Below are 14,804 nucleotides of genomic sequence, written 5' to 3' on the forward strand. Positions count from 1 at the left end.
GGACGGGGGCTTCTTTGTGCCTGCGAAAGGTTAGAGCTTGCCGAACTCTTCCTTGACTGCCGTGTACTTGTTGTCGTCCTGGTACTCGTAGATACCGATGTACGCCTCGGTGGGGTCACCGGCGTCGGAGAAGGTCACCGGACCGGACTGGCCGTCGTAGTCGATGTCCTTGCCCTCGCGGAGCAGGGTGACGCAGGCGGCGTAGGACGTGCACTTCTCGCCGCCCTCCGAAACTTCCTTCAGCTTCGCGGCGATGTCCGTCCCCTTGGTGCTCCTGGCAGCTTCAGCGGCCAGGGAGATCAGGTTGACGGCGTCGTAGGACTCACCGGCGTAGCTGTAGTCCTTCAGTGCCGGATCAATGGCGAGGAGCTTCTTCTTGAAGGCGTCCTGCGCGAACGTGCCGGGGATGGTGCCCCGGGCGCCCTTCAGGGTGCCGGCCTGGAAGTCCTTGCTGTAGTCGGAGGTGTTGCCGTCCACCAGGAACATCTGGGTGGGCTTGACTCCCTTGCCGGTCATCAGCGGAACGATGCTCTTGGCCTGGTCGAAGGTGATCAGGGCGATGGCGTCCGGCTTGGCGGCAAGTACCTTGTCCACCTGGCTGCTGAACTGGCTGTCACCTTCATTGAAGAGCTCCTCGGCAACAACCTGGCCGCCGGCCGCCTCGAAGGATTCCTTGATGTTCTTGGCCAGGCCGGTGCCGTAGGCATCGTTCAGGACCACCATGCCGACGGTCTGGGCGCCACACGTTGCCATGTAGTTGCCCAGGACCTTGCCTTGGAGGACATCGGACGGTGCGGTGCGCCAGTACAGGCCCTTGTCATCCCAGGTGGTGAAGTCCGGGGAAGTGTTGGCCGGCGAGAACTGGATAACGCCTGCACCGGTGATCTGGTTGATGACCGTCTTGGATACGCCCGACGATGCGGCGCCAATGACGGCGCTGACACCCTGGCCGAGCAATGCGGAGGTGGACTGGGTGGCGATGTCCGTCTTGGTGTCACCGGAGTCGCGGTGAATCACTTCCACCGGCTTGCCCAGCACGCCGCCGGCGTCATTGACTTCCTTGATGCCGAGGTTCACACCGGCGATTTCGGGCGGGCCGAGGAAGGCCAGGGATCCGGTGGTGGGCAGCAGCGAGCCGATCTTGAGCGGAGTCTCCGTGCTGCCGGTGGACGGCGGAACAGCTGCCGGCGCCGCGCTCTGCGTGGCTGCGGCACCCCCTCCGGTTTCCGGTGCGGGGCACGCGATGCCTCCGGCTGATGCGGAGGAAGCGGACTCGGACGTCGTGGGTGTGGACGAACCGCCGCACGCTGTCACCATGAAGGCGACGCCGATGCCAAGCGCTGTCAGCTTGGCAGCGCGGGTTCCCGCCTGGGGGAATAAAGTCATTTACGAGCTCCTCGATCTAAAGGTGCGAACGGCCTTTGACGCGAAAAATCAGGTGTTCCTGATTTAGCTTCAAGCTAATGCAAATCGCAGGCGAAGATAAGTGACTGAGGTCACATCCTTATAACAGTCGTTGCATATGCGAAATTAAACAAAGGAAGCCGCCCGCAGTGCGGGCGGCTTCCTTCGATTCGGTGCCGCTTGGAGGGCATCCTCTGCCCCGTACCCCAGGTGGGACTCGAACCCACAACACGCGGATTTTAAGTCCGATGCCTCTGCCAATTGGGCTACTGGGGCGCCGGATCAATGGTATCCCGTCAGAAGCGCTCGAACGGTTCGGCGTACCGGAACGTCCCGTGCACGCCGCCCGGCCACAGCGCCAGCGGCAGGAGCTGGAAGTGCCCGCCCCACGCCTCATCCGGCGGCAGCACACCGAGGGACGCCGCCGGCACGAATCCGAACCTGGGGTAGTACTCGGTGCTGCCGAGGAGCGCGATGCCGCTCTCCCCCGCAACGTTGGCCCTGGCGATGCTCTCCGTCATCAAGGCTGACCCGATGCCCTGGCGCTGGAGCCTGGGCGTCACGCTGATCGGGCCCAGTCCGAGCAGTTCATGGCTGCCCACCCAGCCCCGGGTGCTGATGACGTGGCCCACCACTTCGTCGCCCAGCACAGCCACCACGCTGAGTTCCGGAAGGTATTCATCAGCGTCGAACAGCGCCCGCAGGATCTTCACTTCGACGGGCTCCCCTACTGCAGGAAGTCCGGTTGCCGGGGAGACGGCAAATGCCTCGGCGGTCAGCGCCAGGATGGCGTCCCGGTCCGCGGGGGTTTCGGTGCGCAGCCGCAGGCCGGGCCGCGGCGCCTCCCGGCTTTCGGCGGAAAGATCGGCCAGCACCTGCAGGGCCCGCTGCGCGTCTGCCGCTGGGACCAGGAGATGGTCGTGATGGAACCCGGCCAGGACATTGCAGCTGATGCCGGCGTCCGTCAGGGCCCTTGCCACTGCGGCGGTGAGGCCTACGGCTTCCAGTGCCGAGTGGATTTCCAGCGTGATCCACGCTGCCACGAAGTCGTAGGGAAGGCCCAGCCGGTCCGCCTCCGCGCGGGGCAGGACCACAGTCAGCCCTTCGGCCTCGCGGACGGCCGCCTCAATAAGGCCCTCAAGGGGCCTGCCGTGGGGCCAGAGGACGTAGACGTACTCGCCGTCCCGCTGTACGGGGCGCATCCCCGCCAACAGGGACTGGAGGTTCTTTTCGGCTGTCATGAGGCCAGTCTAGGAGGCGGGTCCGGCCGCGCAGCACAAACGCAAACGGCGGCTGCCCCCGTTGGGGGGCAGCCGCCGTTTGCGTTTGTGGTGCGAAGCCGGTTACTTGGCCTGGGCCGCGACCGGTTCCTTCGGTTCCACCACGGAGGAGCCGGCGGCCGGGGCCGCAGGAGCAGGAGCCGCAGCGGGCTTGGGTGCCGGGGTGGCGGCAGCAACGAAGGCGCCACGCGGGTTGTCCAGGTCCAGCAGCTGCGTGGTGTCGCGGCCGGCGAAGAAGGCGATGATCCAGTTCAGGACCACGCGGAATTTGCGCTCGAACGTGGGCATGGCCATGCCGTGGTAACCGCGGTGTGCCAGCCAGGCCAGCGGGCCCTTCAGGCCGATGCGGCCCAGCAGGTTGATGTTGGCGACGCCCTTCCATTCGCCGAAGCCGGCCACAGCACCAAGGTTCTTGTGCTTGTAGTCCTTCAGCGGCTTGTCCCAGCGGGAGGCCCACAGGTTCTTCGCGAGGCGCTTGGCCTGGCGGAGTGCATGCTGGGCGTTGGGGACGCAGGTGCCGTCAGGCAGGCCCTTGCCGGTGAGGTCCGGAACGGCCGAGATGTCGCCGGCAGCCCAGGCATTCTCGACGATGCCTTCGTCGCCGCCGATGCGCAGGTCCGGGAGGACGCGGACGCGCCCGCGGGGTTCCAGCGGGAAGTCGGTGGAGCGGACCATGGGGTTGGCCTGGACGCCGGCGGTCCACACGAGGGTATCGGCTTCGAATTCCTGCGCCGGGCTCTTGTCCGGGAGGTTGATGAGCTTCAGGGCGCCTTCAGCGCTGTCCAGCGAGGTGTTGAGCAGGACCTCGATGCCGCGGCTGCGGAGGTGCTCCACAACCCACTCTGCCTGCGGGGCCGTGACCTCGGGCATGATGCGGCCCATGGCCTCAACCAGGACGAAGCGGACTTCCTCCTGCTTCACCCGGGGGTTGTTGCGGACAGCGGCGCGGGCCATGTCCTCCATCTCGGTGATGCATTCGATGCCTGCGAAACCGCCGCCGACAACGACGAAGGTGAGTGCCTTGGCCCGGGCCGCAGGATCGGTCATGGTGGAGCCGAGCTCAATGCGCTCGAGGACCTTGTTGCGCAGTGCAACGGCTTCCTCGATGGTCTTCAGGCCGATGCCCTTGTCCGCGAGGCCCTTAATGGGGAACGTGCGGGTGATGGCGCCGGCAGCCAGGACGACGTCGAAGTAGGGAACCTCGAAGGTCTCACCACCGTCGGACGGAGCCACCACGGCCGTGCGGTTGGCGTGGTCGATCGCGGTGACGCGGCCCTGGATCAGTTCGGACTGCTTGAGGTGCTTGCGGTGGGACACCACGGCATGGCGGGCCTCGATGTTGCCGCCTGCCACCTCGGGAAGGAACGGCTGGTAAGTCATGTAGGGCAGCGGATCAACGACGGTGACGATGCCACCTGCATTCGCGATCTTCTTCTGCAGTTTGAGTGCTACGTACAGGCCGACGTACCCGCCGCCGACGACGAGCACCCTGGGACGGTCCTGGAGCTGTGGGGTGGTTGCCATGCCTTCAAGGATAGCCCAGTTTGTGAAAATCTTCACTAACTGCGTCAGCCACCCGTAACGCTACGGCTTCCGTTCGGAATCCACCCTGTCCAGGACCCCCGTTTCGGTATCGTCACGCGCCAATGCGGGGTTCTTGGCCGCCCTGGTCAACTGGACGGCGGCCGCGGCGATGATCGCGAGGAATAGAACCCCGAAACCGATCACGACGGCGGCGCTGATCGCACTGTCCCGCTGCGAGGGCGCCTCGGCCGCGGGCACCGTCGCTTCGGGAAGCGTGGGCACCGCGCTGGGCACGTCCGCGGTGGGCAGCGGCGCAGGGGTGGCCAGGTTGCCGCGGCGGTGGACGCGGATCCATTCGGCCACCGAACCCAGCGGGTTGCTGGACGCCTGGGGCACGTCGTCCTTGAGCGCGGCCTCGGCGTTGAGGATCCCGTAGCCGTACAGCGGGTCTTTCCCCGGAACGCCGGCGTCCTTGGCGGTGGTGACAATGCGGTTGATGACCTGCTCGGCGCTCATGGACGGCCATTTGGACCGGATCAGCGCTGCCACGCCCGAGACGATGGGCGTGGAACCGGACGTTCCTGCCCATTCCGCGTAGCCGCCCCCCGGAAGCCCGCCCAACAGGTCCTCGGCGGGGGCTGCGACGCCGATGCTGATGCCCTGGGATGACGCGTCCACGCTGGCCGTGTTCTTGCGGTCCAGCCCGGCAACCGTCAGGACACCGGGAATGGTGGCGGGCGCGCCCACCTGGATGTTGCCGCCCACGCGGTTGCCGGCAGCCGCCACGATGACCACGTCTTTCTGTTCGGCGTAGAGGAAGGCGGCGTCCCAGCTCTGCGGCCACTGCGGGGTGGTGCTGCCGAGGGAAATGTTGATGACCTTGGCTCCGTTGTCCACGGCCCAGCGGACAGCCTCCGGGATCTGGTCCTGGTCGCTCTTGCCCGAGGGGTTGGTTGACCCCAGCCAGGTGGAGACGGAGAGGATCTCAGCCTCCGGGGCCACACCCACGATGCCGTCCGGCCCCTGGGTGCCAGCACCGGGCGACGGTTTGGGGCTGGCGGTGGCAGGCTGGTGGCCGCGTCCGGCCAGCATAGTGGCTACAAGGGTGCCGTGTTCCGGCTTGGAGCCGACGCTCTTCTGCCCGTCGGGCTGGCCGGCGCCGGAGGCGTCATAGCCTCCCACCACGGCGCCTTTGAGGTCCGGGTGCTGGGCGTCCACGCCGCTGTCGATGACGGCCACCTTGACGCCGGCTCCCTTGGACACCTCCCATGCCTTGGTGACGCCGGACTCGGCAAGCCAGTATTGCTTGTCGCGCCAGTCGTCGGCGTGGGCGGCCGGAGCGGCCACGAGGCCGGCGAAGAGGCAGCAGGCCACCAGGACAAGGGCCAGCACCGCCGACCCCGACCTCCGGAGTACGGATACAGGTGAGGAAACCATGGAATCAGCCGATGCTCAGGGCAATGCCGTCGAGGATGTCGTGTTCACTCGCCGTTGCGGTGGTGACCCGGCCGCCTGAGAGCCCGTTCACCTGTTCCAGGATGCGGCGCCACACCAGTCCCCCGGCGCCGATGACGTCCACCCGCCCGGGATGCATGTACGGCAGCGCTGCACGGTCCGCGCGGACCATGCCCAGAAGGTCCGACGACGCGTCCCGCACCTTGTCGATGGGCAGTTCGGCGCCGTGGATGGCGTCCGGCGAGTACTCGGTCAGCCCGAGCGCGTGCGCCGTGATGGTGGTGATGGAGCCTGCAACGCCGACGACGGCGGTGGCGCGTTCCAGCGGCACCTCGCGGCCGGCGAGGGCAATGGCTTCGTCCACGTCGGCTTCCGCAGCGGCTATTTGTTCGGGGGTTGGCGGATCGTCCCGCAGGTGCCGCTCGGTCAGGCGGACGCAGCCGATATCCACGGACCGGGCCGCGGTGACGCCGGCTGCGGTACCCAGCACAAACTCGGTGCTTCCACCGCCGAGGTCAACTACCAGCACCTCATGGCCGTCCAGGATGGGCAGGACGCTGCTGGCCCCGGCGAAGGACAGCGCGGCCTCCTCGTTTCCGGAGATCACCTCGGGGGCCACGCCCAGCAGGTCTCGGATGCCGTCCACGAAGACGTCCCGGTTCCGGGCGTCCCGGCTGGCGGACGTCGCCACGAACCGGATTGTCCCGGCGCCGTGCCGGCGGATGAGCGCCGCATAGTCAGCGGTGGCCGCGAAGGTGCGTTCCAGTGCGCCCTGGGTGAACTCTCCAGTAGCGTCCACGCCTTCCCCGAGCCGGACCACGCGCATTTCCCGGACGACGTCCGTGAGGCGGGGGGTGCCGGTGCTCCGGTCAATGTCGGCGATGAGCAGGCGGATGGAGTTGGTGCCGCAGTCGATGGCGGCCACACGGGTCATTCCGGGGCCTCCGCGGCTGTGGCGGATTTCCGCACCGGCGCCGGCCGGCCCACGATGCCGGGCAGGCCCTGAGGTCCATGCCGGCTGAGGTCCTTCGACGGAGCCTCCCCCGTGGAGTCCCAGGCGCCGTCGCAGTAGCAGCGGTCCGCGGTCCACCATTCCTGGATGCGGACCAGCGCCTCGTCACCGAGGGGGTTGACGCCGGGTCCTGCGGCCAGGGAGTGGCCCACCAGGACGTGGAGGCACTTGACGCGGGTGGGCATACCGCCGGCGGAGACGCCGTCGATTTCGGGGACGGCGCCGATCCCGGACCGCTCCCCGATGGCATCGCGGGCGGCCAGGTAGGCCTCATGGGCGGAACGGTAGGCGGCAGCAAGCTGGTCGTCGCTGGCCAGTTCGCCGTTCATCTCGTTCATGACGCCGGCCGCCTCAAGCCGCGAGACCGCGGACGTGATGACGGGGTGCGTCAGGTAGAACGTGGTGGGGAACGGGGTGCCGTTGCCCAGCCGAGGGGCGGTGGCCGCCACCAGCGGATTGCCGCAGACGCAGCGGGCAGGGATTTCCACCACATCGCGGACGGGTCGTCCCAGCTGCCGGCTCAATACGTCCAGGTCATGTGCGGATGGTTGGCGGGAGTTCTCCCGGGCGGCTGCCGTGCTGTTTTCCACTGTCGCGGGCCGTCCTTCCTGTTGCGTTTATTCAGTCGCCGCGCGCGTAATGGACTCCCACAGGGAATCCACCCACGGCAGGTCTGCGGGGTCTTGGGCGGCTGCGGCACCGGGCTGGCCGCCGGTTTCGTCGGCCGGCAAATCGCTGCCGAATACCCAGTAGCCGGTTTCGCCCGGCATAACCATGTTAATGCGGTCGCGGGCCTGCTGCTTCACGTAATTGGGGTCCTGCCACCGCGACACCTGCTGGCGGAGGGAGTCCCCGGCGGCCTGGCGTGCGGCGATGTCCGCGTTGAGGGCGTCGATTTCGGCTTTCTTGTCGAAGAAAACCTTAACCGTGGGCGCCAGCATGATGGTGATGGCAATCATGACCACGGCCAGGGCCAGCATCCGTCCCGAGAATGCCTTGGCCGGGACGGGCTGCTGGTCCGCTTCCGAGGACGGGGTGCCGCCCTTTGGGCCGGTCCTTCCGGCAGCTGCGCCGTTCCGTGCGGTGCCCGCCGCGGGGGTCTTGGCCGCCGCCGGTCCACTTCCGGTTCCACTGTGGGTTCCAGCCGGGCTGCCGGAGTTCCTGCCTGATAGCGGAGAGCCCGTGGCGCCGCCCGGAGCGTGCCCGGCGCCGTCCTTGCCGGAACCGAAGTGCGCCCTGATGACGTCGGCACCCTGTGCGTGCCCGGCGTCGGACGTGTCCTTGGCTGGGCGGTTGGGGGCGACCTTGGGAACTTTGGGACGGCGGGTGGCCATGACACTCCTGAAACGCGGCCTGCCTGCGGCCGCCACTGTCTGTGATGATCCTTTGTTGCCACAGCGCGGTTGATCAACAACATGCGCCGGGCAACAACCGGGCGGACGGGCTGCTGCAGAAACAGCAGCGGTGGCTATGGTCTTTCAACCATAGCCACCGCCCGTTGGATTACGCGGCTACTAGCCCTTGAAACGCGGGAACGCGCTGCGGCCGGCGTAGCGTGCGGCGTCATCGAGTTCCTCTTCGATGCGCAGCAGCTGGTTGTACTTGGCGACCCGCTCGGAGCGGGCCGGGGCGCCGGTCTTGATCTGGCCGGCGTTGGTGGCCACCGAGATGTCGGCGATGGTGGTGTCCTCGGTCTCGCCGGAGCGGTGCGAGGTGATGGTGGTGTAGCCGGCGCGCTGGGCCAGGCTGACGGCGTCCAGGGTCTCAGTCAGCGAGCCGATCTGGTTCACCTTGACCAGCAGGGAGTTTGCCGTCCGGGTGTCGATGCCGCGCTGCAGAATGGCGGGGTTGGTGACGAAAAGGTCGTCACCCACCAGCTGGACCTTGTCGCCGATGGCATCGGTAAGGGTCTTCCAGCCCTCCCAGTCGTTCTCGTCCAGCGGATCCTCGATGGAAACCAGCGGGTAGTCCGCAACGAGCTCTGCGTAGTAGGCGCTCATTTCGCTGGCGGACAAAGCCTTGCCTTCGAACTGGTAGGCGCCGTCCTTGTAGAACTCGGAAGAGGCAACGTCCAGGGCCAGGGCGATGTCCTTGCCCGGGGTGTAGCCGGCGTTCTTGATGGCTTCCTGGATCAGGTCCAGCGCAGCGCGGTTGGACGGCAGGTTGGGCGCGAAGCCGCCTTCGTCGCCAAGGCCGGTGGACAGGCCCTGCTCCTTCAGCACGGACTTGAGGTTGTGGTAGACCTCAACGCCCCAGCGCAGGCCCTCTGAGAAGGTCTCGGCGCCGATAGGGGCGATCATGAATTCCTGGATGTCGACGTCGGAATCGGCGTGCGAACCACCGTTGAGGATGTTCATCAGCGGCACGGGCAGGACGTGGGCGTTGGGGCCGCCCAGGTACTTGTAGAGCGGCAGGTCAGCAGAAGCTGCGGCAGCGTTGGCGACGGCCAGGGAAACACCCAGGATGGCGTTGGCGCCCAGCTTGCCCTTGTTCGGGGTGCCGTCCAGGTCCAGCATGGCCTGGTCGATGCTGCGCTGGTCGGTTGCGTCGAAACCGGTGAGGGCGGGAGCGATCTGGTCGATCACGGCGTCAACGGCCTTCTGGACGCCCTTGCCGAGGTAGCGGCCCTTGTCGCCGTCGCGGAGTTCGACTGCCTCGTGCTCGCCGGTGGATGCGCCGGACGGAACTGCTGCGCGGCCGATCTGGCCGTCAGAAAGCAGGACCTCAACTTCGACGGTCGGGTTGCCGCGGGAATCGAGGATCTCGCGGGCGTGGATGGCATCGATAAGCGCCATGAATTTGCTCCTTATGGGCGATTAACGGGGGGATGTTGCAGAAAAACTCGACGTCCTCGTCAGGAAACAGCGTAGTCGAGAGTGGTGGAGGTTACGGAAACCTCACCACCGGCGGACGTCATGATGGTGCAGGGTACGGCCCTTCCGGGTTCCGGCTGGCCTGCTGCTGGTACTGCCGCACGGCCCCGCGAAGGGCGCGTTCGGCGTCGAATCCGCCGGCGTGGGCGGAACGGACGACGGCGAGGAGCTGGTTTCCGAGCTCCTCCTCCGTCGCAAAGGGGCCGGCTTCGATTGCGGTGGGCCCGGCTACGCCGGCCCGCGCAGCCCGGTCGAGCGACTTCTGTGCCCTGGCGAGGGCAGGCAGAGCCTGCGGAATGCCTTCGAAGGGGTTCTTCCGCCCAGGCTTTTCGGCCCGCTTGACCGCGTCCCACTTCTGCACGATCTGGTCTATCGTGGCGGGAAAACTGTCCTGCAGGGTGCCGTCCGGGCGGAAGACATGCGGGTTGCGGCGGACCATCTTGGCACCCAGGCCGCGCGCGACGTCGTCGAACGTGAATGCGCCCCGTTCCTCCGCCAGCCGGGCGTGGAGGACCACCTGGAGCAGGACGTCGCCCAGCTCGCCAAGCAGCTCACTGTCCGGATGCCCTTCTTCAATGGTCTCGGCCACCTCGTACGCCTCCTCGAGGAGGTATTCCACAAGCGAGGCATGGGTCAGGGCGCCCATCCACGGGCAGTGCTCCCGCAGCTGGGCTATGACCCCCAGCAGCTCCCCCAGCTCCCCGGCTGGGGAGCCGTCGGGTCCGGGATGCTGATCAGCCAAGGTTGGCGTAGGCGTCGTTGATGTACTCCACCAGTGCTTCCTTTTCCTCAAGCGGCAGGAAGGCGGCTTCGGCCGCGTTCAGGGTGAGCTCCAACAGGTCGTCAAGGTCGTAGTCGAACGTCTCCACGAGCAGCTCGAACTCATCCGTCAGGGTGACCCCGCTCATGAGGCGGTTATCGGTGTTGATGGTGACGTTGAAGCCCAGCTGGTACAGCATGTCCAGGGGGTGGCTGTCGATGCCCTCGCCGAAAGCGGCGATCGCTCCGGTCTGGAGGTTGGATGAAGGGCAGATTTCCAGGGCGATGCCGCGGTCCCGGATCCAGCTGGACAGATCGCCCAGCGTAACCAGGCCCACTGTGTCCTCGGATTCGGATTCGGAGTCTTCGTCGAATTCCACCGTGACGTCCTCGGCAATCCGGACGCCGTGGCCCAGGCGGAGCGCGCGGCCGTCCACGAGGGCGGACTGGATGCTGTCCAGCCCCGCCGCTTCGCCGGCGTGGACGGTGGCCGGGAAGTTCTGCTGCGCCAGGTAGGTGAAGGCGTCCCGGAAGCGGGAAGGCAGGAAACCGTCCTCGGCCCCGGCGATGTCGAAACCGACCGCGCCCTTGTTGCGGTGGCGGACGGCCAGTTCGGCGATCTCCTGGCCGCGGTCGGCATGGCGCATCGCTGTGATGAGCTGCCCCACCTGGATTTCGCGGCCGCTGTCGCTGACTGCCTCGACGCCGGCTTCGAGGCCCTCCTGCACCGCTTCGACCGCCTCGTCGAGGGTGAGGCCCTTCTGCAGGTGCTGCTCCGGCGCCCAGCGCACCTCGCCGTACACCACGCCGTCGTCCGCCAAATCCTCGACGAACTCCTTCGCTACCCGGACCAGGCCTTCGTGCGTCTGCATCACGGCCACCGTGTGGTCGAAGGTTTCGAGGTAGCGGACCAGGGACCCGGAGTCCGCGGACTCGCGGAACCATTCGCCCAGGGCCACGGGATCGGTGGACGGGAGCTGGTGGCCCACGGCCTCCGCCAGTTCGATGATGGTGGCCGGACGGAGTCCGCCGTCCAGATGGTCGTGCAGCGACACCTTCGGCAGGCTCTTCAGGTCGAAATCGATGGCAGGGGCTTCGTCAACAATAGGCTCAGTCACGTTCCCACCTTAGGGTGGGTGCCGGTTCAATGCCAGCCGCTAGGCGGCGGTGGGTCCGCCGTCCTTGGCTGCCGGTGCGAGGAATGCCGGGCCGCCGGTTGAGCTGTCCCGGGCGCCGGAGGGGCCGCCGTCCAGCCACTCGTCCACTTCCTTGGCGTCCTTGCGGGCCAGGTGCTTGTGCCACCAGCGCAGCATGTGGTCCAGGAGGACGCCCAGGACGATGGCGAACACCACGGCGATGCCGGCGCTGAGCAGCGGGTTGTGGTGCAGCCAGGGGAACGAGCTGGCCAGCAGGCCGATGCCGATGGAGTAACCCACCCAGGTGAGGCAGGCGACGGCGTCAAGGACGAAGAAGCGGCGGTGGCCGAACCCGGTGCTGCCGGCTACATAGTTGACCGCCACCCTGCCCCAGGGAATGTAGCGTGCCGTGAAGATCAGTACCGCGCCGCGCTTATCCAGTTCGTAGCGCGCCCAGCTGAAGACCTTCCGGACCCTGGGCCTGCGCATCCACTTCCACCGGTCCAGGCCGATTTTGCGGCCGAGCATGAATGCCATGTTGTCCCCGGCGATGGCGCCGATCAGCGCGGTGGCGCCAAGGATCCACAGGTTGGGTTCTCCGCTGTGCCGGGAGAAGGCCGCCAGGGCGACGATGAGGGTCTCACTGGGGACCACCATCGCGAAGCCATCCACGAAAAAGAACATCAAGAGGACCGGGTAGATCCACCACTGGCCCGCTGCATGGAGCACGGCCTCATTAATAAACTCCACGCAGTCTTGCTCCTAGACAAAAATGCCGCTGCCATAGCGACGCAGCCAAAGCGGAAATCGTTCCTAAGTGTCCCACGGCAGAGGCGTCGTTCGCTACGCCCCCGCCCCGGGAACACCACTGCAACGCTATCCCGGCTATGCGTGCGCCGGCGTCGTCCCAGCGGCTGATCTTGGCGCCGTCCGGGCCTCCTCCCCCGGGTGGAGGCGGGGGTGCCGCGGGACGGGTTTCCGCCGCCTGGATCAGGCTTCGGGTTCGCGAATCCGGTCCACGACGTTGGGCTTGCCCCGGAGCTTGTTGATCATCAGGTCGACGATGATGCCCAGCGCCACGGCACAGACGACGGCGATGGCGGCGCCCAGGAGGTGGTTCTCCTCGAACCACTGCCCGAAAAACAGCCCGATACCCACCGAGTAGGCCGCCCACAGGACGGCGGACAGGCAGGTAAGGCCAACAAAGCGCAGGTGGTGGTAGTGGGTCGCCCCGGCCGTCAGGTTGACGGCGACGCGGCCAATGGGGACAAACCTCGCCACGAGGATCAGCGAGGCAGGCCGCTTGCGCAGTTCCGCGCCGGCCCACCGGAACGCTCCCTGCATGCGCTGGCCACGCATCCAGGCCCATCGGGTGGTGCCGACCTTCCGGCCGATCAGGTAGGCGATGTTATCCCCGGCGAACGCGCCCAGCGCAGCAACGGCCATCAGGATGTAGGGGTTGGGCACGTCCGCCGTGGCGGCCACGGCCGCGAGGCCCACCACGACGGATTCGCTGGGGATGGGAGGGAAGAAGCCGTCAATGACGCAGCAGGCCAGGACGAGGAACAGTACCCAGGGTTGTCCGGCTGCCGCGAGGATGAAGTCATTGATGGCCTGCATAGCTTTCTATGCTATTCGGTCAATGATCAACTGCTGTGCCGGCCGCGACCCCTCCGGTGCGATCACCACTGCGTGCTCCAGCGCCTCCTTTGCCCGGTCGAAACGTTCAGGGGTGTCCGTGAGCAGGGTCATCAGCGGTTCGCCGGCCCGGACCACCGCACCCGGCTTGGCATGCATGCGCACCCCTGCGCCGGCCTGAACGGCATCCTCCTTGCGGGCACGCCCGGCGCCCAGGCGCCAAGCCGCAACGCCCACGGAGAGGGCATCCAGTTCCACCAGGACGCCATCGGCGGGAGCGTAGACCACCTCCGACTCCCGGGCCACCGGCAGCTTCGCGGCGGGGTCCCCGCCCTGGGCCCGGATCATGCTGTTCCAGACGTCCATGGCGCGCCCGTCCTTGAGCGCTGCGGCCGGATCGGCGTCGCGCACTCCTGCGCAGGCGAGCATTTCCTCGGCGAACCTGACCGTCAGTTCGACGACGTCGGCCGGGCCGCCGCCCGCCAGCACCTCCACCGATTCCTCAACTTCAATCGCGTTCCCGGCGGTCAGGCCGAGCGGGGTGCCCATGTTGGTGAGCAGTGCCACCGTGTTCACGCCGGCGTCCTGGCCGAGGGCCACCATTGTTTCCGCCAGCTCGCGGGCCTTCGCCTCGTCCTTCATGAAGGCGCCGCTGCCCACCTTCACATCGAGCACGAGGGAACCGGTGCCCTCGGCGATTTTCTTGCTCATGATGGACGAGGCAATCAGCGGGATGGCCTCCACCGTGCCGGTCACGTCACGCAGCGCGTACAGCTTCTTGTCTGCCGGGGCCAGGCCTGCCCCGGCGGCGCAGATGACGGCACCCACGTCCTGGAGCTGGGCGAGTATTTCGTCGTTACTCAGGGACGCCCGCCAGCCGGGGATCGATTCCAGCTTGTCCAGGGTGCCGCCGGTATGCCCCAGGCCGCGGCCGGACAGCTGCGGGACAGCGACGCCGAACACCGCCACCAGCGGGGCCAGCGGCAGGGTGATCTTGTCTCCCACGCCACCGGTGGAGTGCTTGTCCGACGTGTATTTCAGGCCGCCGTCGGGGCGGCGAAGGCTGGAGAAGTCCATCCGTTCGCCGGATGCAATCATCGCGGCCGTCCAGCGCGCAATCTCGGTGCGGTCCATGCCGTTGAGCAGGATGGCCATGTTCAGCGCGGCCATCTGCTCATCCGCGATGACGCCGCGGGTGTAGGCATCGATGGTCCAGTCGATCTGCTCCGGGCTCAGCGTGCCTTTGTCCCGCTTGACGCGGATGATGTCGACGGCGTCAAAGGCTTCGGCAATTTTGTCCGCTGCGCGGGTCTCTGTCATCGGGTTTCCTCCAGGTGTTCGGGACCGAAGGCGTCAGGAAGGACCTGGTCCATGGTCTTGATTCCTTGGGTGGTCATGAGCTCCATGTCCGGAGCACGGAATTCGTACAGCAATTGCCGGCAACGCCCGCACGGCATCAGCACGTTGCCGGTACCGTCCACGCAATAGAAGGCACGGAGGCTGCCACCTCCGGTCATCTGGAGGTTGCCCACCAGGGCGCACTCGGCGCAGAGCGTCAGGCCGTAGCTGGCGTTCTCCACGTTGCAGCCACTGACGATCCGGCCGTCCCCGGTGAGGGCCGCAGCCCCCACCGGGAATTTGGAATAGGGCGCGTAGGCCTTGCGCATGGCGTCGACGGCGGCCGCCTCCAGCGCAGGCCAGTCAACAGTGTTCCCCACGCCGG

General features: G+C 67.1%; 14 protein-coding genes and 1 tRNA gene. All 15 read right to left on the reverse strand.

Annotated features, from left to right (window positions below; all coding sequences use genetic code 11):
• Positions 1 to 30 precede the first annotated feature (30 nt).
• Positions 31 to 1,386 (reverse strand): ABC transporter substrate-binding protein, encoded by a 1,356-nt coding sequence (locus OVA06_RS12305; RefSeq protein WP_268158592.1) that lies wholly within the window; start codon positions 1,384 to 1,386, stop codon positions 31 to 33.
• Between the two features lie 220 nt (positions 1,387 to 1,606).
• Positions 1,607 to 1,680: transfer RNA gene (locus OVA06_RS12310), tRNA-Leu, on the reverse strand.
• 20 nt (positions 1,681 to 1,700) lie between these two features.
• Positions 1,701 to 2,645, reverse strand: a complete 945-nt coding sequence (locus tag OVA06_RS12315) for an N-acetyltransferase (protein ID WP_268158594.1) — start codon at positions 2,643 to 2,645, stop codon at positions 1,701 to 1,703.
• Between the two features lie 102 nt (positions 2,646 to 2,747).
• Positions 2,748 to 4,208 (reverse strand): NAD(P)/FAD-dependent oxidoreductase, encoded by a 1,461-nt coding sequence (locus OVA06_RS12320; protein WP_056082368.1) that lies wholly within the window; start codon positions 4,206 to 4,208, stop codon positions 2,748 to 2,750.
• Between the two features lie 60 nt (positions 4,209 to 4,268).
• Positions 4,269 to 5,645: a S8 family serine peptidase gene (locus OVA06_RS12325; protein WP_268158599.1), complete on the reverse strand. Its 1,377-nt coding sequence runs from the start codon at positions 5,643 to 5,645 to the stop codon at positions 4,269 to 4,271.
• A 4-nt stretch (positions 5,646 to 5,649) separates the two neighbouring features.
• Positions 5,650 to 6,597 carry a Ppx/GppA phosphatase family protein gene (locus OVA06_RS12330; protein WP_261620612.1) on the reverse strand — a complete coding sequence of 316 codons (948 nt, stop codon included), beginning with the start codon at positions 6,595 to 6,597 and terminating at the stop codon, positions 5,650 to 5,652.
• A complete protein-coding gene (locus tag OVA06_RS12335) occupies positions 6,594 to 7,265 on the reverse strand; it encodes a DUF501 domain-containing protein (protein ID WP_056082001.1) in 672 nt (223 codons plus the stop codon). The genes OVA06_RS12330 and OVA06_RS12335 overlap by 4 nt, the downstream gene beginning before the upstream one ends.
• Positions 7,266 to 7,292: 27 nt before the next feature.
• A complete protein-coding gene (locus OVA06_RS12340) occupies positions 7,293 to 8,009 on the reverse strand; it encodes an FtsB family cell division protein (RefSeq protein ID WP_056082004.1) in 717 nt (238 codons plus the stop codon).
• 180 nt (positions 8,010 to 8,189) lie between these two features.
• On the reverse strand, positions 8,190 to 9,470 hold the full coding sequence (eno, locus tag OVA06_RS12345; protein WP_056082005.1) for a phosphopyruvate hydratase: 1,281 nt from the start codon (positions 9,468 to 9,470) through the stop codon (positions 8,190 to 8,192).
• 118 nt (positions 9,471 to 9,588) lie between these two features.
• Positions 9,589 to 10,194, reverse strand: a complete 606-nt coding sequence (locus tag OVA06_RS12350) for a MazG nucleotide pyrophosphohydrolase domain-containing protein (RefSeq protein WP_268160780.1) — start codon at positions 10,192 to 10,194, stop codon at positions 9,589 to 9,591.
• 88 nt (positions 10,195 to 10,282) lie between these two features.
• Positions 10,283 to 11,425, reverse strand: a complete 1,143-nt coding sequence (locus tag OVA06_RS12355) for an adenosine deaminase (protein WP_268158604.1) — start codon at positions 11,423 to 11,425, stop codon at positions 10,283 to 10,285.
• Between the two features lie 39 nt (positions 11,426 to 11,464).
• Positions 11,465 to 12,193: a DedA family protein gene (locus OVA06_RS12360; RefSeq protein WP_268158606.1), complete on the reverse strand. Its 729-nt coding sequence runs from the start codon at positions 12,191 to 12,193 to the stop codon at positions 11,465 to 11,467.
• Positions 12,194 to 12,433: 240 nt separating this feature from the next.
• Positions 12,434 to 13,063 carry a DedA family protein gene (locus OVA06_RS12365; protein ID WP_268158608.1) on the reverse strand — a complete coding sequence of 210 codons (630 nt, stop codon included), beginning with the start codon at positions 13,061 to 13,063 and terminating at the stop codon, positions 12,434 to 12,436.
• A gap of 6 nt (positions 13,064 to 13,069) precedes the next feature.
• Entirely contained in the window at positions 13,070 to 14,401 is a 1,332-nt protein-coding gene (locus OVA06_RS12370) for a thymidine phosphorylase (protein WP_268158610.1), read from the reverse strand.
• A complete protein-coding gene (locus OVA06_RS12375) occupies positions 14,398 to 14,799 on the reverse strand; it encodes a cytidine deaminase (RefSeq protein ID WP_082497437.1) in 402 nt (133 codons plus the stop codon). Before OVA06_RS12375 ends, OVA06_RS12370 begins: the two co-directional genes overlap by 4 nt.
• Positions 14,800 to 14,804 lie beyond the last annotated feature (5 nt).

The organism is Pseudarthrobacter sp. SL88, from assembly GCF_026672455.1.
Taxonomy (GTDB): domain Bacteria; phylum Actinomycetota; class Actinomycetes; order Actinomycetales; family Micrococcaceae; genus Arthrobacter.